The organism is Arthrobacter sp. TmtSoilC51, assembly GCF_055388015.1.
In genome coordinates this window covers 4,548,280-4,571,457 of record NZ_AP035877.1, presented here as the reverse complement: position 1 = coordinate 4,571,457, position 23,178 = coordinate 4,548,280, and the positions used below count along the sequence as shown (strand labels likewise).

At 62.7% G+C, this 23,178-nt stretch carries 21 protein-coding genes and 1 riboswitch; of the genes, 9 read left to right on the top strand and 12 right to left on the bottom strand.

Going from position 1 to position 23,178, the window contains the following annotated elements; all coding sequences use genetic code 11:
- Nucleotides 1-12: 12 nt before the first annotated feature.
- Both ACZ5G6_RS20870 and ACZ5G6_RS20865 read left to right on the top strand, forming a co-directional pair.
- A complete protein-coding gene (locus tag ACZ5G6_RS20870) occupies nucleotides 13-1,536 on the top strand; it encodes a UDP-N-acetylglucosamine 1-carboxyvinyltransferase (RefSeq protein ID WP_223934706.1) in 1,524 nt (507 codons plus the stop codon).
- 39 nt (nucleotides 1,537-1,575) lie between these two features.
- On the top strand, nucleotides 1,576-2,790 hold the full coding sequence (locus ACZ5G6_RS20865; RefSeq protein ID WP_498687824.1) for a glutamate--cysteine ligase 2: 1,215 nt from the start codon (nucleotides 1,576-1,578) through the stop codon (nucleotides 2,788-2,790).
- Here ACZ5G6_RS20865 and ACZ5G6_RS20860 read toward each other — a convergent pair.
- The 4 genes from ACZ5G6_RS20860 to ACZ5G6_RS20845 are packed head-to-tail and all read right to left on the bottom strand — an operon-like array spanning nucleotide 2,787 to nucleotide 5,276.
- Nucleotides 2,787-3,383, bottom strand: coding sequence for a hypothetical protein (locus ACZ5G6_RS20860; RefSeq protein WP_498687822.1), 597 nt, complete (start codon nucleotides 3,381-3,383; stop codon nucleotides 2,787-2,789). The two genes, ACZ5G6_RS20865 and ACZ5G6_RS20860, sit on opposite strands and share 4 nt — an antisense overlap.
- A 10-nt stretch (nucleotides 3,384-3,393) precedes the next feature.
- Nucleotides 3,394-4,602 (bottom strand): O-succinylhomoserine sulfhydrylase, encoded by a 1,209-nt coding sequence (locus tag ACZ5G6_RS20855; RefSeq protein ID WP_223934703.1) that lies wholly within the window; start codon nucleotides 4,600-4,602, stop codon nucleotides 3,394-3,396.
- A complete protein-coding gene (locus ACZ5G6_RS20850) occupies nucleotides 4,603-5,013 on the bottom strand; it encodes a rhodanese-like domain-containing protein (RefSeq protein ID WP_223934702.1) in 411 nt (136 codons plus the stop codon).
- Nucleotides 5,010-5,276: a DUF1737 domain-containing protein gene (locus ACZ5G6_RS20845; protein ID WP_223934701.1), complete on the bottom strand. Its 267-nt coding sequence runs from the start codon at nucleotides 5,274-5,276 to the stop codon at nucleotides 5,010-5,012. Before ACZ5G6_RS20845 ends, ACZ5G6_RS20850 begins: the two co-directional genes overlap by 4 nt.
- A 14-nt stretch (nucleotides 5,277-5,290) precedes the next feature.
- Nucleotides 5,291-5,402: riboswitch (SAM riboswitch) on the bottom strand.
- Between the two features lie 166 nt (nucleotides 5,403-5,568).
- Here ACZ5G6_RS20845 and ACZ5G6_RS20840 point away from each other — a divergent pair.
- From ACZ5G6_RS20840 to ACZ5G6_RS20830, 3 genes are read left to right on the top strand one after another with little or no spacing between them, the layout of a single operon-like run.
- The gene (locus ACZ5G6_RS20840; protein WP_498687817.1) at nucleotides 5,569-6,897 is read left to right on the top strand and encodes an NtaA/DmoA family FMN-dependent monooxygenase; all 1,329 of its coding nucleotides are present in this window, start codon (nucleotides 5,569-5,571) and stop codon (nucleotides 6,895-6,897) included.
- A gap of 2 nt (nucleotides 6,898-6,899) precedes the next feature.
- Entirely contained in the window at nucleotides 6,900-8,495 is a 1,596-nt protein-coding gene (locus tag ACZ5G6_RS20835) for an aromatic amino acid ammonia-lyase (protein WP_498687814.1), read from the top strand.
- Nucleotides 8,492-9,541 carry a PLP-dependent cysteine synthase family protein gene (locus ACZ5G6_RS20830; RefSeq protein WP_498687812.1) on the top strand — a complete coding sequence of 350 codons (1,050 nt, stop codon included), beginning with the start codon at nucleotides 8,492-8,494 and terminating at the stop codon, nucleotides 9,539-9,541. The genes ACZ5G6_RS20835 and ACZ5G6_RS20830 overlap by 4 nt, the downstream gene beginning before the upstream one ends.
- Nucleotides 9,542-9,643: 102 nt before the next feature.
- Here the strand turns inward: ACZ5G6_RS20830 and ACZ5G6_RS20825 are convergent, their stop codons facing one another.
- Genes ACZ5G6_RS20825 through ACZ5G6_RS20815 form a run of 3 tightly spaced genes read right to left on the bottom strand, consistent with a single transcriptional unit; the run spans nucleotide 9,644 to nucleotide 12,277 of the window.
- A complete protein-coding gene (locus ACZ5G6_RS20825) occupies nucleotides 9,644-10,216 on the bottom strand; it encodes a cupin domain-containing protein (protein WP_498687810.1) in 573 nt (190 codons plus the stop codon).
- The gene (locus tag ACZ5G6_RS20820; RefSeq protein ID WP_223934696.1) at nucleotides 10,209-10,613 is read right to left on the bottom strand and encodes a PAS domain-containing protein; all 405 of its coding nucleotides are present in this window, start codon (nucleotides 10,611-10,613) and stop codon (nucleotides 10,209-10,211) included. Before ACZ5G6_RS20820 ends, ACZ5G6_RS20825 begins: the two co-directional genes overlap by 8 nt.
- On the bottom strand, nucleotides 10,610-12,277 hold the full coding sequence (locus tag ACZ5G6_RS20815; protein WP_498687808.1) for a GMC oxidoreductase: 1,668 nt from the start codon (nucleotides 12,275-12,277) through the stop codon (nucleotides 10,610-10,612). Before ACZ5G6_RS20815 ends, ACZ5G6_RS20820 begins: the two co-directional genes overlap by 4 nt.
- 425 nt (nucleotides 12,278-12,702) lie before the next feature.
- On the opposite strand from ACZ5G6_RS20815, the gene ACZ5G6_RS20810 reads away from it, so the two are divergent.
- Complete coding sequence (locus ACZ5G6_RS20810) at nucleotides 12,703-13,191, top strand: carboxymuconolactone decarboxylase family protein (RefSeq protein ID WP_223934694.1); 489 nt, start codon at nucleotides 12,703-12,705, stop codon at nucleotides 13,189-13,191.
- Between the two features lie 117 nt (nucleotides 13,192-13,308).
- Here the strand turns inward: ACZ5G6_RS20810 and ACZ5G6_RS20805 are convergent, their stop codons facing one another.
- Nucleotides 13,309-14,763 carry an amino acid permease gene (locus tag ACZ5G6_RS20805; RefSeq protein WP_498687806.1) on the bottom strand — a complete coding sequence of 485 codons (1,455 nt, stop codon included), beginning with the start codon at nucleotides 14,761-14,763 and terminating at the stop codon, nucleotides 13,309-13,311.
- Nucleotides 14,764-15,014: 251 nt separating this feature from the next.
- Nucleotides 15,015-15,956: an aminodeoxychorismate lyase gene (locus tag ACZ5G6_RS20800; RefSeq protein WP_223934692.1), complete on the bottom strand. Its 942-nt coding sequence runs from the start codon at nucleotides 15,954-15,956 to the stop codon at nucleotides 15,015-15,017.
- Between the two features lie 83 nt (nucleotides 15,957-16,039).
- Here ACZ5G6_RS20800 and cls point away from each other — a divergent pair, with 83 nt between their 5' ends.
- Complete coding sequence (gene cls, locus ACZ5G6_RS20795; RefSeq protein WP_223934691.1) at nucleotides 16,040-17,512, top strand: cardiolipin synthase; 1,473 nt, start codon at nucleotides 16,040-16,042, stop codon at nucleotides 17,510-17,512.
- A 3-nt stretch (nucleotides 17,513-17,515) separates the two neighbouring features.
- Here the strand turns inward: cls and pabB are convergent, their stop codons facing one another.
- The 3 genes from pabB to ACZ5G6_RS20780 all read right to left on the bottom strand — a co-directional run bounded on the left by pabB (nucleotide 17,516) and on the right by ACZ5G6_RS20780 (nucleotide 20,878).
- The gene (gene pabB / locus ACZ5G6_RS20790) at nucleotides 17,516-19,567 is read right to left on the bottom strand and encodes an aminodeoxychorismate synthase component I (protein ID WP_498687803.1); all 2,052 of its coding nucleotides are present in this window, start codon (nucleotides 19,565-19,567) and stop codon (nucleotides 17,516-17,518) included.
- Nucleotides 19,564-20,067, bottom strand: a complete 504-nt coding sequence (locus tag ACZ5G6_RS20785) for an arsenate reductase/protein-tyrosine-phosphatase family protein (protein WP_263422336.1) — start codon at nucleotides 20,065-20,067, stop codon at nucleotides 19,564-19,566. The genes pabB and ACZ5G6_RS20785 overlap by 4 nt, the downstream gene beginning before the upstream one ends.
- Nucleotides 20,068-20,254: 187 nt before the next feature.
- Nucleotides 20,255-20,878 (bottom strand): TetR/AcrR family transcriptional regulator, encoded by a 624-nt coding sequence (locus tag ACZ5G6_RS20780; RefSeq protein ID WP_498687800.1) that lies wholly within the window; start codon nucleotides 20,876-20,878, stop codon nucleotides 20,255-20,257.
- A gap of 100 nt (nucleotides 20,879-20,978) precedes the next feature.
- Between ACZ5G6_RS20780 and ACZ5G6_RS20775 the strand changes: the two genes are divergently transcribed.
- Together ACZ5G6_RS20775 and ACZ5G6_RS20770 are read left to right on the top strand one after the other, a co-directional pair.
- Complete coding sequence (locus ACZ5G6_RS20775; RefSeq protein ID WP_498687798.1) at nucleotides 20,979-21,296, top strand: hypothetical protein; 318 nt, start codon at nucleotides 20,979-20,981, stop codon at nucleotides 21,294-21,296.
- A 363-nt stretch (nucleotides 21,297-21,659) separates the two neighbouring features.
- Nucleotides 21,660-22,766: an IS110 family RNA-guided transposase gene (locus tag ACZ5G6_RS20770; RefSeq protein WP_498685838.1), complete on the top strand. Its 1,107-nt coding sequence runs from the start codon at nucleotides 21,660-21,662 to the stop codon at nucleotides 22,764-22,766.
- Nucleotides 22,767-23,178: the final 412 nt, after the last annotated feature.

The window sequence follows — 23,178 nt, the reverse complement described above, 5'->3', positions numbered from 1 at the left end:
TATTTCTTGTGTATGACGCAACCTACCGCCGAACATGTTGGCCTCCTGCTCCGCAACGCGCGAAGCGAAAAGGGCTGGACGCAGGGGCAGTTGGCTTCTGAGCTGGGAACCAGCCAGAGCGCTATCGCCCGAATGGAGCAGGGCAAGCAGAATCTCAGCCTCCGAATGATCGAACGGCTGGAGGCCATCTTCGGCCGCTCCATCGTCAAGGTCGGCAAACCGCAGATGACGCACCTCCGGGTGGAGGGCGGTCACACGCTCTCCGGCGAAGTGGATGTCAACAGCAGCAAGAACGCCGGCGTGGCCCTGTTGTGTGCCAGCCTGATCAACCGGGGCACCACCACGCTGCGTCGCTTGGCACGTATTGAAGAAGTCAACCGGATCGTTGAAGTGCTGACGTCCATCGGCGTCGAATGCACCTGGCTCAACGGCAGCGACCTCCGTATCCGCCGGCCCGAGGTCCTGGACCTTGAATCGATGGACGTGGAGGCGGCCCGCCGCACACGAAGCGTCATTATGCTGCTCGGCCCGCTCCTGGACGAGACTGCCGAATACCTGTTGCCCTACGCCGGTGGATGCGACCTGGGCACGCGAACTGTTGAGCCCCACATGCAGGCGTTGCGCCAGTTCGGGCTCACGGTTGGGGCAAAGTCGGGCTTCTACTCCGTGGTGGCGCCCCCCGCCGATGGGCTCGACCGTTCCTTCGTCCTGTCCGAACGCGGCGACACCGTCACCGAGAACGCGATCATGGCCGCCGCGCACCGCGAGGGCAGCACCGTGATCCGCAACGCGAGCCCCAACTACATGGTCCAGGATCTCTGCTTCTACTTGCAGGGCTTGGGTGTCACCATCGAGGGCGTCGGGACTACCACATTGAAGATCACCGGCCGGTCAGCCATAGACGTTGACATTGAGTACTTCCCATCCGAGGATCCCATAGAGGCCATGAGCCTGATCACCGCGGGCATCGTGACGAACTCCGAGGTCACCATCCGCAGGGTTCCCATCGAGTTCATGGAAATTGAACTCGCCACCCTGGAACAGATGGGCCAAAAGCTCGAAATCTCAGGTGAATACATGGCGCGCAACGGCCGGACGCGCTTGGTGGACGTCACCACCAAGCCCTCCGAGCTCCACGCACCGCAGGACAAGATCCACCCCATGCCGTTCCCGGGGCTCAATATCGACAACCTGCCCTTCTTCGCCGTGATCGCCGGCAACGCCGAGGGCCAGACCATGATCCACGACTGGGTCTACGAGAACCGTGCCATTTACCTGACGGAGCTCAACAAGTTGGGCGCCCAAGTGCAACTCCTGGACCCGCACCGGATCTACGTCAACGGACCCACCAAATGGCGCGCCGCGGAGATTGGCTGCCCGCCGGCCCTGCGTCCGGCAGCGTGCCTGCTCCTGGCTATGTTGGCGGCCCGTGGAACATCGGAGCTTCGGAATATCTACGTGATTGAACGTGGCTATGAGGATCTGGCTGAGCGCTTGAACACCATCGGCGCCAAGGTGGAGTACTTCCAGGACTAAGCATGCGGTTTCTCCTGCCGAATGAAGCAGAATGGTCCCATGCGGACTTTCGGGGTTGAGGAAGAGCTACTCATCGTCGATCCTGTGACGGGCGAGCCCCTGGCCCTCGCGGATGCGCTGCTGGCTGGCACGGAATCACCCCCTGAAACCGGGACGGGCCTGAGCCAGGAACTGAAGCTGGAACAGATCGAAACCCAGACCCGTCCTTGCCATAGCTACAGCGAGCTCCTGCAGCAGATCCGGCGTGGACGTGCGATGGCCAATGACGCTGCCAGGAAGCACGACGCCCGGGTGGCCGCGATTGCCACCTCGCCCCTGGCTAAGAACACCCATACGACTCCTGATCCCCGCTTCGCCGTGATGCTTGAACGCTTCGGTTTGACGGCCCACGAGCAACTGACCTGCGGCTTCCATGTGCACACCGCCGTGGAGTCGCCTGAAGAGGGCGTGGTCGTCCTGGATCATATCCGCGACAAACTCGCTGTGTTGACGGCCATCAGCGCCAATTCACCGTACTGGCGCGGGGTGCCCACGGGTTTCGAGAGCTACAGGATCCAGGCGTGGAACCGTTGGCCAACATCCGGCCCTTCCGCTGTGTTTGGCTCGTTGACTGCCTACCGGCGGATGGTCCAGCGCCTCCTCGAGACCGGGGTGCTCCTTGACGAGGGCATGATTTACTTTGACGCCCGCATCTCCCGCAACCATCCCACCGTGGAAGTCAGGGTGGCTGACGTGTGCCTCCGTTCGGAGGACGCAGCCCTGGTTGCGGTGTTGGTGAGGGCTTTAGTGGAGACCGCTTCCCTGGAAATGCTCGACGGCGTTGAGCCCGCCTCGGTGCCGACAGCCCTGCTCCGGATGGCGAGTTGGCAAGCGAGCAACTCTGGATTGCGCGGAGACCTCCTGGACATTGGCGACTTCCGTCCCCAACCGGCAGCTGATGTGGTTTGGGCGTTGGTGGATTATCTGAGCCCTGTCCTGGACGACCAAGGTGAACTGGAGCTCGTGAAGGCCGGAGTCTCGGACATCCTCGAACGCGGGAACGGAGCCCAGGAGCAACGCGAAGCCGCAGAGCGTTTCAACAACAGGCAACTTGATTCACAAAATCTGCCGGGAAGTCCGCCCAGTGATGAGGCCTTGGGAGCGGTGGTGGGACATGCGGTGAAAGTGACGGTCCGTGGTGCTGCAGCAGATGCACGTAAGGACCCTGCCCTCAACCGAACCGCGCCCCTCCTGACAAGGGTCCGCAGGCTCTAGGTTTCCGCTGGGTCAGTCCCATCCCACGTCATCAGGTACGCCCCCGCCAAGCCCTCGACGAGGTAGAACACGAACGGCGGGATGTCCTTCTTTGCCACAAGGATGGCGCCGTAGATCGGCGCGCTGGCTGCGGCCGTGACTCCGATCCACCGTTTGGTGGGCAAGGAAAGAAGGCTCCCGCCGAGAGCAGCCAAAGCAAGAACGTGGAGCCCGGAATAGGCAAGGAACGGCGCATTCGATCCACGGCCATAGGCAAAGCGTTCCAGGTCCGAGGCGCGGCGGGACAAACTGGAGACAAAGAGCGGAGCACCTGCGAGTAAAGCGGCCGCGGCTGCAACAGCCCACCGCTTGGCCCGTCCGCCCGGAACACCACGGGCAAATGCTGCGAATCCAACGGGTACAGCGGCAGTTCCGGCCGCGGCGAGGTGCTGCCCGACCACCCAGCCACGCTGGCCGGCCTTGAGCATGCGAAGACGTTCGGCGGCGTCAGGGGTGACGTAAACACGCGATACCGGCGAGATACCCACAAACCACACCACCGTGCCGGCAACGATGACCGCTCCGGCACGGCGATAGGGGTGATTGCCGCTCATGGCAGCAAGGTTAGACCTGTTTGAGGGCCTTCTCCAGATCCAGGATGAGATCGTCTACATCTTCCAAGCCAACGGACAAACGGACCACGCCGTCACTCAGTCCAATTGCCGCACGACCTTCCGGCCCCATTGCCCGGTGGGTGGTGGTGGCCGGGTGCGTGATGAGGGACTTGGAGTCGCCGAGGTTGTTCGAGATGTCGATGACGCGCAGGCCGTCCAGCAATGCGAAGGCGGCGTCCTTGGCGGAACGCCCGGAAGAGGGCAGCAGCTCGAAGGTCAGTACGGTACCGCCGGCCTTCATCTGCTTGGCTGCAAGCTCGTACTGGGGGTGCGATTTCAGCAAGGGGTACTTGACCCAGCTGATGGCAGGTTGCTGCTCAAGCCATTCCGCGATTTTCAAAGCGGAGGCCGAGCTGTGGTTCACGCGCAAGCCGATGGTCTCCAGGCCCTTGGTCAACACCCAGGCGTTGAACGCGGAGAGTGAAGGTCCGGTGTGGCGCATCAACTGCTTGACCGGGCCATCGATGAATTCCTTGGTGCCCATGATTGCGCCGCCGAGGACACGTCCCTGGCCATCGATGTGCTTGGTGCCGGAATACACGATGACGTCTGCGCCCAAGTCACCGCAGCGCTGCAGCAGGGGAGTGGCAAAGACATTGTCGACGACGACAGTCGCCCCTGCGGCATGCGCCAGCTCGCTGACGGCGGCAATGTCCACGATTTCCTGCATGGGGTTCGAGGGCGATTCGAAGAAGACGGCGGTGGTCGGTTCGGAGAGGGCGGCACGCCACTGCTCGAGGTCCGGACCGTCGACGAACACTGTTTCAACGCCCCAGCGCGGCAGGATCTCGTTGAGGATGACGAAGCACGAGCCGAACAGGGAGCGGGCGGCAACCACGCGGTCACCGGCAGCCAACAGGGCACCCAAAGCGGTGAAGACCGCGGACATGCCGGACGCCGTCGCAAAGCATGCCTCGGTGCCTTCGAGCAGGCGCAGCCGCTCCTGGAAGGTGGCCACGGACGGGTTGCCGTAGCGCGAGTAGACGAAGCGTTCGTCCTCGCCGGTGAAGGCGCGTTCGGCGGCGGCAGCGGATTCGTAGACGAAGCCGGAGTTCAGGAAAACGGGTTCCGACGTTTCCTGGAAGTTGGTACGGTCAAGGCCGCCGCGTACTGCCTGTGTGTCAGGGCTCCAACTGGCGGCATCAGGATTGAAAGTCACTTAGTCGGTCCCCAGGTTGGTCGGCAGGCCACGGTTCTTCCAGCCGTTGATGGTGCGTTCCCCGTAGCGGTCCGGGTCGCCTTCGAAGCCTTCGAGCACGTTGTAGGCGGTAAAGCCAGCCTGCGTCGCGGCGATGGCCGCGGAGATGGATCGCTGGCCTGAGCGGCAGATGAAAACGAGTTCCACGCCCTCGCCCTCGGGCGCCTGCTGCTGCAGTTCCTCAAGGAAGCGGGAGTTGGGGATGCCGCCGGCGAGGTTCCACTGGATGAACAGGGGATCGTTCTCCGTGGCCTTGGTGTCCGGGATCCCGATGTGGGCCCACTCGCCCTCGGTGCGGACGTCCACCAGGATGGCGCCTTCTTCCAGCTTTGCCCACGCGTCCTGCGGGGTCAGGTCACCTGCGTAACTCATGCGTGTCCCTCGAATGCTTCGTCGTCTTCGTAGTTCTCCAACTGGTCAACGGCATTCGCAACAGCGGCGTCTGCGCTGGCGATGGCAGTGGGCAGGACGACGGCCTGCGCCACGATGATATCCGTGCCATTGAAGGCGGCGGCCGGGCTGCCGTGGAGCACGTAGCCTTCGGCGAGGGCCGCGGTGATCCGCTCGCAGAATTCACGGGTATCCGGACCTGTGATCAGGCGGTAGGAGAGTTTTTCTTCAGTGGGTTCAGGCATTGGCTGGTGCTCCTCAGTCACGCTTGCAGTTCGAAGTGTCGATACGCCGAGTAGTCACCTGAGGCACCCCGCCGGAGAGAGGGTTGCCGACCAGCAAGTCAGGGCTTGGCGCTGGTGCTCATTACTCAAGAAAAACGTAACATCCCGCGGCTGCAGCCCGCACTTGCAAGCGGTTGCGCAGCCGTCATGTTGCGTAACCGGCTGGTGCTGGGGTACCAGCCCAAATGTGACGTCCCGGGAGCATAATTGACGCAGGACGACCCCCTGTAACTTCGCATGAAATCAGGTCGCGGTGAACGGACAAGACAGTTCTACACTCAAGCCCATGCTGCATTTTGGATGGTTCGTGGGGCACGGTTTCGGCGTCCAGGGCTGGGGCACTCCCGGATATAGCCTGGGCTACGACTGGAAGAAGCCGGCCCTGTATCAAGAGGCCGTCCGGGCCTTCGAACAATCCGGGCTTGACCTGTTCATCATCGAGGATTCCCTCACTGTTCCGGACACCTATGGCGGCACTGCCGAGGTTTCACTGGCGCATGCCTCCTTTGCGCCCAAGCATGATCCCTTGGCGCTGGTCCCGTACCTTCTTTCGGCAACCAAGCACCTGGGGATCGTGCCCACGGTCAGTGCATCGTTCTATCCTCCCTTCACGGCGGCCCGCCTCCTGGCTACGCTCCAGCATTTCTCCGAGGGGCAGCTGGGCTGGAACGTTGTTACCTCCGGCAGCGACCTTGCGGCGCAGAATTATGGGCTGGACCAGCAGATCGAGCACGACCTGCGATATGAGAAGGCGGAGGAATTCGTCGACGTCGTCCGGCGGCTCTGGCGGAGCTGGGAACCTGGCGCTGTGCTTGAGGACGTTGAGGCCGGCGTGTTCGCGGACCACACCAAAGTGCACCCCATCAACCATCAAGGTGACTTCTTCAAGGTCCGGGGCCCGTTGAATACCGCGCCCTTGCCGGAGGAGCCCGTGCTGGTGCAGGCCGGTGCTTCGCCACGCGGCAAAGCCTTCGCGGGTGGGCACGCGGATGTGGCGATCGCCTTGGCGCGGGGCGTTGACGGCATGAAGGCCTACCGGGATTCCATCCGTGCCGAGGCCGCCAAAGCTGGCAGGAACCCCGATGACGTCAAGGTACTTTTCGTGCTGAAGCCCACCATAGTCGGCTCATCAGCCGAGGCCGAGGAGTTGCGGGCGCAGCGCCGGGAGCTCACCCAGCGTGACATCGACAGCCAGCTCAACTCGATCTCCTACCTCTCGGTGATCGATTTCAAGCAATTCGACCTCGATGCGCCGTTGCCTGAACTGAGTACCAACAGCAACCAAGGCACGTTGGAACACTTCGCGAAGGCAGCGCCCCCGGGGTCTACCCTGCGCCAGATCCTGCAAGCACGCAGCGGTGGTGCCGGCGATTCGATCATCGGCACGGTTGGTGAAATCGCGGATTACCTTGAGGAGACCGGCGAGGCCGTGGGTGGCGACGGCTTCCTCTTCTCCGGCTTTGTGGACCCCGTGACCGTCCATGGCGTGTTGGACAAGCTCACTCCCGAACTGCGCCGCCGCGGCCTGTTGAGGAAGAGTTACGGCAACGGCGGCTTCCGCCAAAACCTCCTGGACTTCTGACGATGTCCTCCGAGCCCAGGGCCCTGCTGATTGGGACGTCGCCTGTGGACGCCCGAAGCGTTGCCCTGGCCGCGCTGGATCCGGCGTTTCACGTGAAACTCAACCAAGATGCGTTGTCTTTGCTGGGTCGCTCACGGGAAGTGCTGGAGCGGGCTTCGACGTCCGGGGAGAGAATCTACGGCCTCAATACCCTCCTCGGATCCGGACGCGATACAGCTGTGGAGGAGAAGTCGGTCCTGGCGTACCAAATCCAAGTAGTCAGGTATCACAACAGTGGCGTTGGCGCTTACCTGGACCGGCCCTCGTCCCGGGCCGTGATCCTCGCCCGGCTCATCGGCTTCAGCCGCGGCGGATCCGGAGTGCGGCCGGAGACAGCCCAGTTCTATGCGGAACTGCTCAACCGTGGGGTTCTTCCCGCCATTCCGCGCGAAGGCTCAGTCGGCTCGTCGGACCTCACCCAGCTGGCCGCCGTCGCCGCCGTTGCAATAGGTGAGGGTGAAGCGTTCGACGCCGATGGCACTTTGGTGCCTGGGTCAAAAGCGCTCGCCGACGCCGGTCTCCAGCCCCTGCGGCTCGCGCCCGGTGAGGCCCTGGCCCTGGTCAGCGCCAACGCTTACTCGGTAGGCGCCGGGACCCTGGCATTGGTGCGCCTGCAGCACGTGGCGGAACTCGCCGACGTCGCGCTTTCCCTGTCGCTTGAGACCATCGCAAGGTACGACGGCGGGGGGAACCTCAGCCCGTTTTCGCCGGCTATCCAGGCGGCCAAAGCGGTGGACGGGCAGAAAGACTCGGCCGCCGCGGTACGTCATCTGTTGCGCGGCGGATGGTTGGAGGACGTTCGTCCCGAAGCATCGGTGCAGGATCCTTTGTCATTCCGTTCTGCGCCCCAGACGCATGGAGCTTTTCGTTCCCTGGTTTCACAGCTCGGCGATGCGTTGAACGTGGAGCTGAACGGGCGCGGCGACAACCCTTTGGTGGATATCGAAAGCGGGCAGATGGTGTCCGGTGGGAACTTTCAACCGATGCAGCTGGCTCTTTCCTTTGAGGGGCTGCGGCTGGCGTTGGCGCACGTTGGGATTTCCAGCGAGCGGCGCATCGCCAAGCTGTATCCGCCGCAGCGGGCAATCCGGGCGAGGCACCTGGAGGCTGCGTCCTCTGACGCTGCGCTGTCTGCGTCCGGGCCGGCCGCAGGCCTTGTGCAGGAGGAGTTGCCCGGGCTGCTCTGGTATTCCGCCGCTGGGCTGCTGTCCGAACTGAAGTTCCTGGCAGCGCCGGCGACGCTCGGGGCACCCACCCTCTCGGCCGACGTCGAGGATCACTCCACCTTGGCCCCGTTGGCTTTGCAGCAACTCGAAAGCTCGTTGGAGGCCTTGGAGAAATTGCTTGCTATCGAGGCCTTGACGGGGTCATATCTGCTGCTCGAAGCAGGTGCCGCGCAGCCGCTCGGAAAGGGGACAGGCGCCGTCGTGGGTCGGCTGGCCGACGTGCTGGCGGACCGGCCGTCGGCTCCGGACCTGGTGGAGCGTGCGCGGCGTGAGTTGCGCGACGTGGTGGCGCAGGAATTGCCGGCTACGGGTGAAAAGGAGGGGACAACGTGAGTACAGCGATCCGCAAACATGGCATACACGCGGCGGCAGGTTTGCCGGACGGGCTGGATGCTTCCGTGCTGGACAAAGTGGGCAATACTCCGCTGGTGAAATTGGAAGCCCTGGGCCGTGGATTGGGCAGCACCATCCACATCAAGCTTGAGTCCGAGAACCCGGGCGGATCCATCAAGGACCGTACGGCGCTGAGCATGGTCCGGGCTGCCGAGCGCTCAGGGGAGTTACAGCCGGGCGCAACCATTGTGGAGAGCACTTCCGGTAATACCGGGATCGGACTGGCGCTCATTGGGCGGCTGACCGGCCATCCCGTTGTAGTGGTCACGGGCGACACCATCTCCCAGGAGAAGCTCGCGGCGCTCCACAGCTACGGTGCGCGCGTGGTCCTGACGGACTGGAGCGCACCCTCCGAATCCCCCGAGAACGCCCGCGCCGTGGCGGCGCGAATCACTGCCGGGACTCCCAGCGCGTGGCGGCCCATGCAGTTCGACAACCCTGCCAATCCTGCCGCGCATTACCAAACCACGGGTCCGGAGATCTGGGAGCAGACCCACGGTTTGGTGACGCATTTCGTGGCTGGCATCGGAACTGGTGGGACCATCAGCGGCAACGGCCGGTTCCTGAAAGAAAAGGTTGCGGCCTCGCGGCCGGGCGGACACCTTGAAGTGGTGGGCGCTGACCCCTACGGCTCCACCTACAGCGGTGGACATCCCGGGGAGATCCTGGTGGACGGCGTGGGTAATTCCTGGCCCGAGGCTGAATGGCCCAAGGCCTTTGACCGGTCCATTGTTGACCGGTTCCTGCGTATCCCCAACGACGAGGTCTACTCCACGGTGCATCGGCTCCTCGACGAAGAAGGGCTTGCGCTGGGTCCATCGTCCGGACTCGCGGTGGCTGCTGCCCTGCGTGTGGCCCGGGCCGCACCCCACGGTTCGGTAGTGGTGGCCATAGCGCCCGACGCCGGAACGAACTACCTGAGCAAGGCCTTCAACCCGGTGTGGCTGGCAGAGAACGGAATCCATCTGGCCCGCGACGCCGACTAGGACGCTCTCTCACTTCCAACGGCTTTTGGGCGGTTGCTCTCTCACTTCCCATCCCGCCCACAGGGTGCGCCCGCCATCGAACGGGCGCACCCCGGGCGGCCCTTAGCCGGCTGCCAGCCTCCTGATCAACTCGGCCTGATCGGGGAACTGCGCCACGAGTGCCTCCACATCTTCGCTCGTGGGTTTCGCAGAATCCGTCGGTTCATAGCCGGGGGACAGGCTGCAGCTGACCAGGGCGAAACCGGCGCCAGCCAACTCAGCCCCAAACCACGTGGAATGCGGCGCTGCTCCATGCAGAATCTCACCAGCCTCCGGATCCGGGCCGAACACCGTTGACGAGTAGCCTTCAACCTGCCCAAAGACGTGCAACCGGATGGGTGCGCCCAGATGGAAGAACCACAGTTCGTCCTGCTTCAAGGTGTGCAATTGGAGGACTTCCCCCGCCTGCAGCAGGTACCAGTTGGAGCTGTACAGCGGATGGTCACTGCCAAAGCGCGGTGGCAACGCCGGGCCCGCGATCAGCTCGTCGCTCACCATTGCCGGCGCGAACCAGCCGCCAACGCCCGACGGCGTCATGTCCAACCGCTTGATCCATTCCTTCGCATCCGGGCCGGCGGAGTCCCGGCTGGCGGAGTGGATGCCCGGGCTTCCGCCTGCCAGATCCACGTCAGTCATTGGGTGGATCCGCCAGTGAGAAGCAGACAGTGATCCCGATGATTGCCCCCGTGTCCAGCGACCGAAGGAGCCCTTTTTGGGTAACGATGTCCACGTTCACCGTCCCGCCATCCTTCAACGGAACTTCGATCACCTCGTGGAAATTGAGCAAGGGCTTTCCACTGGCCATCACTTCCTTGTCGTGTGCAACATGGGCTGCCCGCGAGTCCTGATGCCCGATCAACTGGTCCTTGGTCATCCCCACAAGGTCGGCGAAGTTCTGGTTCACCCACAGAAAGACGGAGTTGGCGTCCTTGACCACCCAATAGACCCCATCCTGCCTGTCCAGAACGTCGGCGACTGTCATCGGCGGCAAAGTGGGCAGGACTGCCGGATCCAGGGCCGGAACCGCGGTCACAGCGCAACTCCCGTGCCGCCGTCGGCCTCCAACCGCTCGGCGAGGTCCTGCGTCAACGCAACCATGGTCATGGTTGGGTTCCAGGACCCACCGGTAGGCCACAGCGAACCGCCCGCGACATAGACGTTTTCGACGCCGTTGAGGCGGTAGTCGGTGCCTACGGTGGAGTCCTCTTCGTCACCGATGGGAAGGCTGGAGCTCTCGTGCACGAGTCCCGGGACGCGGCGCTCGGGAATGCTGGGTCTGTCCGAACCCCAGGTTCCGGTGTCCGGGTCGCCGTGCCAATACTCCACGCGATCCGCGCCGTCGGGCGACAGGACGCGTTCCAACATTTGGAAAGTGCCCTCGTCCATGGTGTCCCACGTGGCATCGTCCGTGGAGTTGGCCAGCACCTGAAGAGTCACGTTGTTGGTGGGGTCCGCTCCGCCGGAGTAGCGCAGGTGGTTTTCCGCGTTATCGATGTCCAGTTCGCCCAGTACCGCGCATACGAACACCAAGTAGTCCTCTGAGGACTGCAATTGGGCCAGCGAGGCGGTGGCGACGACGTCCGGTGCATAACGCTCGGACTTCTGGGCGTTCTTGTCCGGGCTCCGATCCGAAAGCACTGAGAGCTGCACGTGGTACTGCATGCCAGCAGGACTCATGCCTGCCATGTAGATGGCTGCCAATTCCAACTCGCCCAGGGCCTCGCTGAACTCGAAGTCCTTGCGAGGGACCCTTGCCACGACAGACGTGATGAAGTGGGCGCTGAACTGTTCACCAACTCCGGGCACTTCCGGGAAGGAATTGAGGACCAGTGTGGCAGGTGGCAGCGTGCCCATTGCCAGCACCAGGTTTGCATCGCCAATGTTCACCACGCCCCGGCTCGTATCGAGCGCTGTGGCCCGTCCATCCTGCTGGATGATGCTGTTCACAGTGCAGTCTGTAACGACTCGGAGTGGCGATCCCTTGCCTGCCGCTGCCAGGCGTTGCTGCCTGTCCGACAGTTCAAGGAGCACCGACGGCGTGGAGAACTTGGCGAAGTCAATGCCTGAGGTTGCGCCTGAAGCTGCAGCCAGCGGTGCCGGCATGGAGCGGGTGGCGGAGTCAATCTTGTGCAATCCGGTTGCCAGCCGGTCCTGAAGCGCCTTCTGCATTATCCCGTAGACCGGGCGTGTGTTGTTGATGAGATCCACGACGTCGGCAGACGCACCGGCGTCGATTTGGTCGGCGCTGACCACGTTCAGAAGATCCTCTGCCGTGGTGAAGTGCGCCTTTGCGGCGTCCATGACGGCACGTGGCCACCCACGCATCTCATCCTCCTCAGGGCGCGGACACCAGGCACTCCACATAATGGAGCGGCCACCATAGAAGGGAACCATGCCGTGCTGCCAAGAGATCTTGCCCGCAGGTTGGTTGGCCGTGGCGGCAGCCAGCGTCCACGGGAATGTTTCAGAAAGCCCGCCCAGGGTCTGGCGATAGGGCAACGGGAGGTTCTGGAAATGCTGCGGCAGGAAGAACGGGCCGCGCTCAATAACGAGGATCCGCGCTTGGGGGTTAATCGTCAGCGTCCTTTCTGCGAAGGCATAACCGCAGAACCCGCTGCCGATGACAATATGATCGAATTGTTCCGTCTCGCGGACGTCTTTCCATTCTTCCTGGCTGAGGAAAAATACGTGGTCCATCACCTTCTGCGGAGATGGGTTCTGGGGTCCGGGCGTGGGAAACCCGTGGTTGAAATTCTGGGACGAAGAAACTGCACTCACAATGATGCCCTCCATCAACATTTCTGCTTTCACGGCAGAGTGAAAACAGGGTGTCCTGCCGGACGGAGAGGGAGTTCTCCCGCCCCAGCAGGGATCACTGCGCCTCAGTGAACCACTGTTGGAATGGGCGCGCAATAGAAACTGCGAGCCGATTTATATGGGTGTTGGAAGGGGGATCCGTTGGCTGTGACTAGTAGTCAAGTACCATTTGTTGTGTTGTGGTGAATCGGTCATAAAAAGTCGATAATGCGCAATCTGCGGAAGCGTTTTCTTCTGCCAGGTTCGCGAACGCGAGGATGCGTCCAGGGAGCCTGGACTCAAGGCCGGTGCGCTAGGCTCCAAGCATGCCTGAACAGGAAACAAAAGCACGTCTCGCCGGCTATCTGGATAAGCAACAGCCCGAGCTCTACGCAACGCTGGGCCACTACGCCCAGCAGGTGATTGGGGAAGCCGACCGCACAGGTGTCCCGCGTCGGACCATAGAACTACTGAACTATCTTGCCTCGCAGATCAACGGCTGCGCGTTCTGCCTGGACCTGCACCATCGCCGGGCGTTGGGATACGGCGAAACAGAACAGCGGTTGTCCTTGGTGGCTGTCTATAAGGAAGTGGCACTCTTTGACCCGGCCGAGCGTGTCGCCATGGAAATCACTGAGCAGATCACCCGCATGAGTACTTCGCGGCCGAGCCCCGAACTCTTCGAGCGGGCCCGGCAACACTACAACGACGAGCAAATCAGTGTGTTGTGCATGGCGGCCATTGGGATCAATGCCTTCAACCGCTTGTCCATCCTGAGCGAGCACCCAGTGCGGGTGGCCAAACCCAAAGCCTGAACTCAGCAAGCCCTGCTGCTTCCTGACCCACTTTCAAACGACATCAGCCCCTAGGCAACCTGGAGTGGTTGCCTAGGGGCTGATTCGCTGCCAAAGAAGGTCAGGAAGGCACAGCTACTAGACGCCAACCGCCTTCTTTAGCGACCGGCGTCGTCCGTACTTGAAGTAGAAGAACGCGTAGCAGGCCCCTACGAACGGGATGCCGAACAGCAATGCCGCTACCTGGTTGGGGTCGAAAGCAATACCGATCAGGGACACAACGCACAGTGCGAACGCCAGGATCGGAACCAGCGGGAAGAACGGCGCCTTGTATGGGAGCGTGCTGAGGTCGCCGCCGTTCCTGACAAACGTGCGCCGGTACACGAAGTGCGAGGCCACGATGGACATCCACACGCCCACAGTTGCAAAGCCGGCGATGGAGACGAGAACCAGGTACACGGTTGCAGGCGCCACGATGCTGCTGATCAGCGAAGCAAGGCCACCGAGCATGCTTACGCACAGGGCAATCATCGGGATGCCACGCTTGGTGAGCTTCCTGAATGCCTTGGGTGCGTGTCCTTCGTCAGCCAGCGAGAAGAGCATGCGGGCACAGGAGTAAAGTCCGCAGTTTCCAGCCGACAACAACGCTGTGATGATCACGAAGTTCATGATGTCCGCAGCGAAAGGAATGCCCAGCATTGAAAAGACAGTGACGAACGGGCTTTCGTCCACGCTGACCTTCTCGTAGGGGATGGTCGCCGCGATAACGGTAATCGCGCCGACAAAGAAGATCATGAGACGGATGACCGTGGTCCGCATGGCTTTGGGAATGTTGGCGCCGGGATTGGATGTTTCGCCCGCGGCGACACCGATCAGTTCGGATCCCGAGAAGGCGTAGAACACTGCAAGGCAGGTGACGAAGACGCCCGTGAAGCCGTTGGGGAACAGCCCTTCGGGTGTGCTGAAGTTGCTCGTGAGCGACGGGTAGTCGCCCGCGGCGAGCGGATGGAAGCCCATCAAAGCGGCGCCGCCCAGAATAATCAGGCCGACGACGGCGGCAACCTTGATGAGTGCGAACCAGAACTCTGATTCACCAAAGACGCGCGATGAAATGGCGTTCAGCGTGAACAGGACGCTGGCGAAAATGAAACACCAGATCCAGACGTCGACGCCCGGGAACCAGCGTTGCATGAGCAGGCCAGCGGCTGTAAATTCCGAGCCCAGCGCCACTGCCCAGCAAAGCCAGTAGAGCCAGGCTGTGGCGAAGCCCGTGGCGGGTCCGATGGTCCGGGCGGCGTAGATGTGGAAGGCACCTGAAACGGGGAACGCAACGGCGAGTTCCCCGAGGCATGCCATCACCAGGTAGACCACTACGGCTCCAATGAGGAACGCGAGAACGGCGCCCAAGGGGCCCGCAGTGGCGATGGTGTAACCCGAGCTGACGAACAGGCCTGAGCCGATGACGCCGCCCATGGCAATCATCACCAGGTGCCGGGCCTCCATGGACCGGCGTAGTCCTGTCTGTGCGGTGCCAGTCTGCGACTGCGCCTCGGGTGCCGATGCCTCGGCTGTTGTGGGGGAGCTGTGTCCCATATTCCCTCCGGGAAGTTAGCCAGCAAAGTTTGAAGTGGTGCCAGGTGGACGTGATCCAACTAACACGAGAACAAGATTCATCACATGACGGACGCCCATTTCAAGGAGGATAAGGAACGCGATTGAACCCTTGTGAAGGTCAATGCTGAGACCAAGAGTTCCTTATCAATGAGTCATGCGAGCAATTACTCTACTTGTCATCTGCTAAGTTCCAAGCGGAGCAGGGTGGGCCTCAGTCTGGCCGGCCGGAATTACTCGATCCCGGCAAACAGCTCATTCAGTTCGGCAGTGAGCTGCTTCCGGACAGCGGGGGTGCCGATCTCCTGGCCGTTGATGTGATTCACGGGCGCGATCAAGCGGATGCTCGAAATAAGCCAAACGGCATCCGCGTGAAACAGGTCCTGAGGTACCAGCGGTCCGTAGCCCAATTCCCAGCCGGCAGCCTTCGCGGCGGCGAACAGCGCGCCCTGCGAGGTGCCGGGGAGAATGCCGCTATCCAGTTGCGGCGTGATGAGGCGGCGAACAGTCCTGACGGAACCCCCGCCGTCGTCCACTGTCTCAAGGTGGGCCAGCAGCACAGTGGATGTCGGCCCCTCAAGAACGCGGCCATCCGTGGAGGTGAAGATTGCGTCATCGGCGCCCTGCTTGTGGGCGTAGCGCAGCGCAGCCATGTTGACGGCGTAGGAGAGCGTCTTGGCGCCCAGCAGCAGCCACGGTGCGCGCTCGCCGGCGTCGGTGTCGAAGCCGCGATCCAGGAGGACGACGTCGATGCCCGTCTCGCGCTGCCGGCGACTGCCAGCGGGTGAGGGCGAAGCCTGGACCCAGCACGTGGGGCCCGCAGCGCCTTCGACACCGCGGGTCACGATCAATTTGACGACAACTTCGTCCTCTTCGGGCGTCGGAGCGGGATGGACGGTGCGGAACTCCGTGATCGCCGTTTCAATTGCCCGCCGCCAAGCATCCTGCTCCGGGATCGCCAAGTCCAAGGCCGCCGCGGAAGTGCCCAGGCGGTTTAGGTGTGCCTGTACTTTGCGCGCCCTGCCCTGCACGGCCAGAAGGGACTCGAACACGCCGTCGCCACGGGTAGCGCCGAGGTCAGTAGCCATGAGCTGGGGCTGGCTGGAATCGGCAATGCGGCCGTTTTCGAAGGCTGGGTCCAAGAAAACGAGGACCGTGGGGGCAGGAGAAGTCATGTTCCCAGCTTAGTGCGGCCCTCCTGCAGGGCGGGCGGATAGGCTGTGGTCACCGTTAGTTCTTGGACCGTGGGGGTTGTGTAGTGCTTTTTCCGTTTCCGATTGGCCCGGAGTGGACCTGGCTTATAGGTGCTTGGGCCATTGCGGAAGTCATCATGCGCATCGTGCTACTGGGGATCATTCCCGGGAACCGTCGCCCCACTACGGCCATGGCCTGGCTTCTGGCTGTTTTCCTGGTCCCGACCGTTGGGTTCGTGCTCTTCCTGCTTTTTGGCAATTTCCGTTTGTCCAAGCGCCGGCGTGAGCAGCAGGAACAAGTGAACCATCGTGTTCGCGCTGTCACCTCTGACCTGGCCGACCCCGTAAGCAACTATCCTGGCCCGGAGTGGGTGAAGTCCGCCGGTGAGTTGAACCACCGCCTTGGCTCGCTGCCCATGGTCGATGGCAACAAGGTGGAGCTTATTCCTGGCTACGAAGAGTCCATCAAGGCCATGGCCGAGGCAGTCCGGGGCGCTACGGACTATGTCAACGCAGAGTTCTACATCATGAGCAGCGACTTCGTAACGGATGAGTTGCTCACTGAACTGGAAAAGGCCGCCGAGCGGGGTGTTACCGTCAGGCTGCTCTTCGACCACATCGGAACGCTGCGCATCAAGGGCTACCGCCGCTTGGTCCGCCGGCTCAAGGCAGGCAAGATCCAGTGGAAGCGGATGTTGCCGCTGCTGCCCATCCACGGCCAATGGCGCCGCCCGGATCTCAGGAACCACCGCAAGATCCTGGTCATCGACGGGATGCTGGCCTTCACGGGCTCGCAGAACCTGATCGAGCCCTCCTACAACAACCCGAAGCATCGCCGTGCGGGTCGTCAATGGGTTGAACTCATGGCCCGGCTTGAAGGGCCGATTGTGGCCACCCTCAACGTAGTTTTCGCGACCGACTGGCTCAGCGAAACCGATGAATCACTCGAGAGCCAGCTGCGCCTTCCCGCCCGACCCTCCCCGGGACAGGTCACGGCCCAGGTGGTCCCGAGCGGGCCAGGGTTCGCGACGGAGAACAACCTGCGCCTGTTCAACACGCTGATCTACTCGGCGCAGCACAGGATCTCCATCTGCAGCCCGTACTTCGTGCCTGATGACTCCCTGCTCTATGCCATCACTACCGCTGCCCAGCGCGGCGTGGATGTGGAGCTCTTCGTCTCCGAGAAGGGTGACCAGTTCCTTGTCCACCACGCCCAACAGTCCTACTACGAAGCACTGTTGGAAGCAGGTGTCCGCATCTACCTGTACCGTGCGCCGTACGTACTCCACGCCAAGCACTTCACTATTGACGACGAGGTTGCGGTTCTTGGTTCCAGCAATATGGACATGCGCTCCTTCTCCCTGAACATGGAGGTTTCGGTGATGCTCCTGGGCGCCGAAACCGTGAACCTCATGCGAGCCGTGGAGTCCACGTATCGCGAGGTATCCCGTGAGCTTACGTTGGATGACTGGATGGATAGACCCCCTTTGGCCAAGTATGTGGATAACGTCGCGAGGTTGACGGCGACGCTCCAATAGTCCTCAGCCGGGGAAGTCAGCGCCCAGGGTGGATAACACACCAAAAGCCTTGGTCCGGATCTCTTCATACTCGTCATCGGCCACCGAATCCGCGGTGATTGCCCCTCCGATGCCCAAGCTAAGCGTGCGCCTGCCGTCGCCGTCGGGATTCACCACCAAGGTACGGATCACGACGGCCAGGTCCGTGGCAGCGTTCAGCGAGAAGTAACCGATTGCGCCTGAATAGATGCCGCGCGGACCGGCCTCAAGCTGGTCAAGGATGTCCATGGTGCTGATCTTCGGCGCCCCGGTCATTGAGCCCGCCGGGAAGGCGGCAGCCAGGGCCTCTGCGCGCGGAGCCCCCGGGCGAAGGTGCGCGTCCACGGTGCTCACCATTTGATGGACTGTGGCGTAGCTTTCGATCGCGCACAACCGGCTGACCGTCACCGAGCCCGGAATGGCGAAGTGGCTCAGGTCATTGCGCAGCAGGTCCACGATCATGATGTTTTCGGCGCGGTCCTTCAGCGAGGTCTCCAGGTCGCGGCGCAGCTCGGCGTCCTCCGTGGGATCGGCGGAACGGCCACGCGTCCCCTTGATCGGTTCGGCCCGCATGCCGCCGTCGGAGAGAATCCGGAGGAAGCGTTCAGGCGAGGTGCTCGCGACAACCAGTTGGCCGAACCGAAGGTAGCTGGCGAAGGGTGCCGGATTGCGGCGGCGCAACGCCCGGTAGCTCTGCCACGGGTCGATCCCGCCGGCTTCGGCTTCGAGCATGGTGGTCAGGCAGACCTCGTACGAGTTGCCTTCGCTGATTTCATGCTGGGCGTCGGCGATCTTTCGCTTGTAGTCCGACGCGCTGTCACGGCAAGTAAATTCGGGAGCCGATCCGGAAGCGGGCTCGACGCCGGAAGCGGGCTCGACGCCGGAAGCCGGGGCGGCTGAAGCAGCCCCGACGGCGGCTCGAGCCTCGCGCAACCACTCATCGGCGTCGGGCGCGACCAAAGCGAGCAGCCACACAGTGTGCTCGCGATGATCCAGCACCACGGCCCGCCCAGCGAAGAGCAGGGCGGCGTCCGGGGTGTCGGCCTGGACGTCGTTGCCTCCGGTTTCACGTTTGAGCTCGTAGCCCAGGTAGCCCAGCCAGCCGAGCGTGAACTGGCAATCGTAGCCGCGGGGTGCTCGCACGGCCCGGCGTCCCCACACAGAATCGAGCCAGCGGAAGAACGGGCCGGAGGTTTCCACCGTGGCTGTTCCGGCGGTCACGTGGGTGGTTCCCCCGCGGTGTTGGACGGACTGGCCGAACGTGCCGCCGTCGTCCGCCAAGATGCTGAAGCGGCTGCGGCCCGCAGCCTGGGATGTCCCTGAAACCACGGACGCGTTGGAGGAATCCAACCAGACAGCGTTGGTCGAGGAGCCGTAAAGGCTCTGAAACAGCGCTTCGGCGTCAGGTGCGGCGCTGATCATTTCGGACCGGAGCTGCAGGCCTCGACGCGCGCTCAGTTCGGGCGAGAGGATCGCTGCCAGCGACGGCAGGTATCGCATGGCCTGCAGGACGTCGTCCGGGGCGTTGCCATCCGCGAGGTTTTGGACGCGGATGTCTGCGGCGCCCATGACAGGGTCCGAGTCCAGCCAGACGTCTTCCTGGGCAGCCCATGTGTCCCAGTATGGCTCGTAGGTGTCTCCGTCGCGCGCCAACGCCCGACGACGGCGATCGTCACCGGGGGATTCGACCCAAACGACGGCGTCCAGCATGGGGCGCGCGGCGTTTGCTGCTGCTCCAACACCCTCGACGATCACGATTTCGGCTGGCAGCGTTACATGCAGCGCGCCGTCGTAATGCTTTTCCCAATCCCAGCTGACCCACTCCGCTGCTTCCCCTTGGCTCAAGGGCGTCAGCACCGTTGCGACGTACCTTTCGATGCCTGTTGCCAGGCCGTTCCACCCGGGATAGATGTCTTCAAGGTGGAAAAGGGAAACCTTGTGGTGCTCCCGAAGACGGGCCGCCAACTCGACGGCCAGCGTGGTCTTGCCCGCGCCGGACCGCCCGTCCACGGCGATGATCACGGGTGCAGGGGTCATGACATAGAGGTTACCTGCTGGTGCTCGGTGGCTTCGTTTCGGGCGTCGTTGGCGCTACGCCCGGAGTCTTCCGCAATCGCGGCTCCCACGTGCCGCACGATGCCGGGAACAGCGGCTTTGATGAGGGTCCAGGTGTTGTCGAAGTCTGTGTGGCCGCCGTACCAAGGATCCTCGATGCCCAAATCCAGGGAGCTGCGCCCGGCCATCATTGGATCGAAGCTGCGCAGCATCCGGACCTTGGCCAACGATTCACGATCCGGGGCACCCTCCTGGAGCCAGCCGAAATGATCGACGTCCAATGCCAGGATGAGATCCCGCTCAGCGAACCACTCGCGCCTCCACTGGCGGGCGACGTGGTCCTCGGAGGCGATGTGGTGGGCCGTCAGTTTGCGGGCCGCGCGGGGATCGATGGGGTGCCCAACCTCGTACCCGGTGGTGCCCGCTGAGTCGACCACTACCAGCTTGCCGAGCCCTTCCGCTTCGAAGGCTTCGGTAAGCATGAGCGCTGCCATAGGCGAGCGGCAGATGTTTCCAGTGCAGACCGTGATGATGCGGTATGGGCTCGTCGTTGAGTACATGCAGCAAGCATGGTTGATGGCACCCCCTCTTGGCTAGGGGCGACTTCACAACAAAGTCACTTTTCCTGTCAAGGCTGTCACAGGGTGTATTGGGCGGGCTGCGAAAGGGCTACTGGAGCGCTGGAGTGGGCGCCGTGTCTGCGCTCGCGGCTTCGGCGGCCAGCGCGGAGGCAGCCAGGTAGACGGTGCGTACGACGGCGGCGCGTCGCCTTTCGAGGCGGCCGGGGTTGTTCCCTGCCATGAGTCCATCGAGTGCGGGCAGCACGGGGGCGGCATCGCAAAGACTCACGATGGTGATGAGGAGATCGCCGGCGTCTTCCTTGGATATTCCGGGCAGGGCTGCAATGGTGCTGTTGACCTTGGACGCGCAGTTGGCCATTCGTTTGGGCAGGCCCACAACTTCAGTGCCGCGTTCCAGGCCTTCCCAGAAGAGGAGGCGCGGCGCCGTCGCATCTTTTTGGTGGTGGTCAAAGAGCCGGCCTGCGTAGTCAGCCATGGCCTCTGGACCCTTTCCCTGGATGGGAACTTGGTCCATGAGGGAGCTGAGAGCGGCCACGATAACCGCGTCAAAAAGGCCGTTCTTGTTGCCGAAGTACTGGTAGATGCGTTCTTTGTTGACGCCCGCCTCTGCGGCGATGCGATCAATGCGGGCCCCAGCAAGTCCGCGCGTGCAAAACTCGGACGTCGCAGCCTCAAGCAGCAGCGACTTGGTGCGCTCTGTGTCCCATGCCATAAGTACCAGATTACCATTTCCCAACTAGGTAGTTGTAATTGCTGGCGAGTGTGGTTATTGTGAGACAAAGCTAATTGCAACTATCTGGTTGGAGAATGCCATGGCAGCCCAAACAACGTCTGAAATCGCCGCCCAGTCCACATCACCCGCAGTCCCGGCCCGCCCGAAAGTGCCGTCCGTTCACACGAGGGCACTGATCACCTGGCTCGCGATCTTCCCCCTGGTCTCCCTCGGGATGTTGCTGCTCGGTCCCCTCATGGAGCCTTGGCATCCTGTCCTGCGGGCACTCCTGCTGACGGCGCTTGTGGTCCCGGCGGCGGTCTACGTTGTGGTCCCAAAGCTCATGGCCGGCCACGGCGCCCTCAGCCGCAGGGCGGTGGAGCGCTCGGCCCAACGCGCATCCCGCAAGTCCCGTTAACCCAACTAGGTCGCAGTTAAGCGCGTTTTGAGCCCGCAAAACGCGCTTAACTGCGACCTAGACGATATGTATGGGCTGGCTGCGGTTTGGCTGGTTGGTTTCCTTCTGAGGGGGCGATTGTCGCCGGGCAAGGTTTCGGAGCGCCAGCTTTGGGCGGGCCTTCGGGGGGTTTGTTTGTTGATGGCGCTCCGGAGCCTTGCCCGGCCGGGTCTGGCCCGTATCAGAAGGACGTGTGGGGTGGGGGTTCCGGCGGGCCAGGGCTATGGGTGTGGGGCTGGAACCTTCTCTTCAAAGCATCCCGTGGGTTGCCCCAGACTCGTTTTAGGGGGGTAGAGCCACATTTGAAGTTTGGAGGTTCCAGCTATGTTTGAGCGTACTCATGTGGGCTTGGATGTCCACGCTTTGACTGTCGTCGCGTGCGCGATTGATGGTCAGACCGGCGAGATTTCCCGGGCACGGCTGACGCCGGACCATCAGGAGATTCTGGGATGGATCAAGACACTGCCGGGCCCGTGCCAGGTGGTGTATGAGGCCGGTCCTACCGGTTTTCCGCTGGCAAGGGCTTTGCTGGCTGCTGGGATCGAGTGTCTGGTCGCGGCTCCCTCGAAACTCCAACGCCCGCCCGGGGACAGGGTCAAAACAGACCGCAACGATGCCTTGCATCTGGCCCGGTTGTTGAAACTGGACCAGATCACCGAGGTCACGGTCCCGAGCCCCTCTCAGGAAGCTGCCCGGGACTTGGTCCGTGCCCGCGAGGATATCCGTGGTGATCTGATGCGCGCCCGGCACCGGGTTTCCAAACTCCTGCTGCGCCAAGGCATCCACTACACCGGCGGCAGAACCTGGACCCATGAGCACTTGTCCTGGCTCTACTCCCAGAACTTTGACTCACCGGCACTGCAACTGGCCTACGACCTCGCCGTGGAGTCCGTCATTGAAACACTTGTCCGCCGTGACAGGGCCGATCAAGCCATCCGGACCATGGCCTATGACAGCGAATACACTCCCGTGGTGCGCTCTTTGGAGTGCTTGCGGGGTGTCTCCACGCTGACAGCGTTCGGTCTGGCCGTCGAAATCGGCGACTGGACCCGCTTTACCGGCTCGACGATAGGCGCGTATCTCGGACTCGTTCCCAGCGAGAGTTCATCTGGCGGGCACCGCTCCCAGGGATCCATCACGAAAACAGGCAACACCCACGCCCGCAGGCTCCTGGTCGAAGCGGCCTGGCACCACCGCCGCGCCTACACCCACCCCTCCAAAGAGCTGCTGTCCCGTTGGGAAGCGGCAACCCCCTGGGCAAGAGCCCGTGGCAAAGCCGGCAACAAACGCCTCCACGAACGCTGGCTCGTTTACCAGGAACACCGGAAACGTCCCGTGATCGCCGATGTCGCGATCGCCCGCGAACTTGCCGGGTGGTGCTGGTCACTGGCCAGTGAAGCCCAACGGACAACGCAACACCAAAACCTCTAAACGTCCGGGGGAGCACCCGCACAAAAGGAGGGGACCACCGGTTACACCGGCAGCGCTTGGAGCAACCCGCGACCCAACTATGGGCAACCATCAAGGCCACGCCCGATCCCTAGAGAAGCGATAATCTCCAGGCCGGACACCTCGTCCTGCGGTAATCAACCCGCGCATATTAGTCTGACCACGCCGTCGCCAACGACACGCTGGACCCCCCGAACACAAGCACACCCCCGGACCAAAAAGGAAGCGACCCCGGAACCAACCCGGGATCGCTTCCCCACGCCCATTGACAAACGAAACTACATATTAGTCTGACCACGCCGTCGCCAACGACACGCTGGACCCCCCGAACACAAGCACACCCCCGGACCAAAAAGGAAGCGACCCCGGAACCAACCCGGGATCGCTTCCCCAC

Excerpts from the sequence above, each read along its gene's own strand:
- ACZ5G6_RS20870 (WP_223934706.1), top strand. The coding sequence starts at position 13 with ATGACGCAACCTACCGCCGAACATGTTGGCCTCCTGCTCCGCAACGCG.
- ACZ5G6_RS20865 (WP_498687824.1), top strand. The coding sequence starts at position 1,576 with ATGCGGACTTTCGGGGTTGAGGAAGAGCTACTCATCGTCGATCCTGTG.
- ACZ5G6_RS20860 (WP_498687822.1), bottom strand. The coding sequence starts at position 3,383 with ATGAGCGGCAATCACCCCTATCGCCGTGCCGGAGCGGTCATCGTTGCC.
- ACZ5G6_RS20850 (WP_223934702.1), bottom strand. The coding sequence starts at position 5,013 with ATGAGTTACGCAGGTGACCTGACCCCGCAGGACGCGTGGGCAAAGCTG.
- ACZ5G6_RS20845 (WP_223934701.1), bottom strand. The coding sequence starts at position 5,276 with ATGCCTGAACCCACTGAAGAAAAACTCTCCTACCGCCTGATCACAGGT.
- ACZ5G6_RS20835 (WP_498687814.1), top strand. The coding sequence starts at position 6,900 with ATGTCCTCCGAGCCCAGGGCCCTGCTGATTGGGACGTCGCCTGTGGAC.
- ACZ5G6_RS20825 (WP_498687810.1), bottom strand. The coding sequence starts at position 10,216 with ATGACTGACGTGGATCTGGCAGGCGGAAGCCCGGGCATCCACTCCGCC.
- ACZ5G6_RS20815 (WP_498687808.1), bottom strand. The coding sequence starts at position 12,277 with ATGGACCACGTATTTTTCCTCAGCCAGGAAGAATGGAAAGACGTCCGC.
- ACZ5G6_RS20810 (WP_223934694.1), top strand. The coding sequence starts at position 12,703 with ATGCCTGAACAGGAAACAAAAGCACGTCTCGCCGGCTATCTGGATAAG.
- ACZ5G6_RS20805 (WP_498687806.1), bottom strand. The coding sequence starts at position 14,763 with ATGGGACACAGCTCCCCCACAACAGCCGAGGCATCGGCACCCGAGGCG.
- ACZ5G6_RS20800 (WP_223934692.1), bottom strand. The coding sequence starts at position 15,956 with ATGACTTCTCCTGCCCCCACGGTCCTCGTTTTCTTGGACCCAGCCTTC.
- pabB (WP_498687803.1), bottom strand. The coding sequence starts at position 19,567 with ATGACCCCTGCACCCGTGATCATCGCCGTGGACGGGCGGTCCGGCGCG.
- ACZ5G6_RS20785 (WP_263422336.1), bottom strand. The coding sequence starts at position 20,067 with ATGCTTACCGAAGCCTTCGAAGCGGAAGGGCTCGGCAAGCTGGTAGTG.
- ACZ5G6_RS20780 (WP_498687800.1), bottom strand. The coding sequence starts at position 20,878 with ATGGCATGGGACACAGAGCGCACCAAGTCGCTGCTGCTTGAGGCTGCG.
- ACZ5G6_RS20775 (WP_498687798.1), top strand. The coding sequence starts at position 20,979 with ATGGCAGCCCAAACAACGTCTGAAATCGCCGCCCAGTCCACATCACCC.
- ACZ5G6_RS20770 (WP_498685838.1), top strand. The coding sequence starts at position 21,660 with ATGTTTGAGCGTACTCATGTGGGCTTGGATGTCCACGCTTTGACTGTC.